Annotated in this window: 1 protein-coding gene; it reads left to right on the top strand. The window is 49.6% G+C overall.

Annotation, left to right across the window (positions count from 1 at the left end):
• Positions 1–118 precede the first annotated feature (118 nt).
• On the top strand, positions 119–701 hold a 583-nt coding region (locus HMPREF3044_RS13295), incomplete at its 3' end, for a helix-turn-helix domain-containing protein (protein WP_070738992.1).

Genomic DNA, 701 nt, shown 5'->3' with positions numbered 1-701 from the left:
GTGATGTCTCACTAGTTTTTGGACACGGAGTCCAATGACTTTTTGGACATGGAGTCTAAGAGGTTTGTGGACATTGTGTCTTAATAGTTTTTGGACACTTTTTGTGTGCAATGGCTAGATGAGTATTTCACTTTCTTTGCGTAAGCGGATCGCGTCTTTCGATCCGGTTCGCGATGGTAAAACTGTCCGCCAGTTTTGTCGGGAGGTTGGTTGTTCCCGGCAGACCTACTACAACATCAAGAAACGGGTGAAGGAGCGTGGGGAGGCTGGGATTATCCCTGACTCCACGGTTCCTCACATTCCGCACGCTAAATTCGATGATGATGACCATAGGCTCATCCTTGAGACTCGTGAACGGTTGAAGAAGTTTGGGTCTGACTATGGTCCTTGGTCGATCTACTACGCGTTGATGGATGAGAATAACAGGTTGGATGGGCCGTCGCGGTCTACGATTGCCCGGGTTTTGAGTGTGCATGGGGTGACAGAAGAAAACGCGAGGAAACGGCCACGTTCCTCGCTTAAAAGGTTTGCTCGGGGTGCGGCCAATGAGTTGTGGCAAATCGATGCGATGATCTACCGCCTGTTTGATTTGCATCATACACAAATAACGATCTACCAGGTTATTGATGATGCCACGAGGTTGGATGTGGGGACACAAGCCTTCGCCACCCAGGAAAACGGCACAGATGCCAGAACAGTGC

This window comes from Corynebacterium sp. HMSC073D01 (assembly GCF_001815555.1).
Classification (GTDB): Bacteria; Actinomycetota; Actinomycetes; order Mycobacteriales; family Mycobacteriaceae; genus Corynebacterium; species Corynebacterium glucuronolyticum.
The sequence above is the reverse complement of the archived record's forward strand: the minus strand, read 5'-3'. Positions and strand labels throughout refer to the sequence as shown.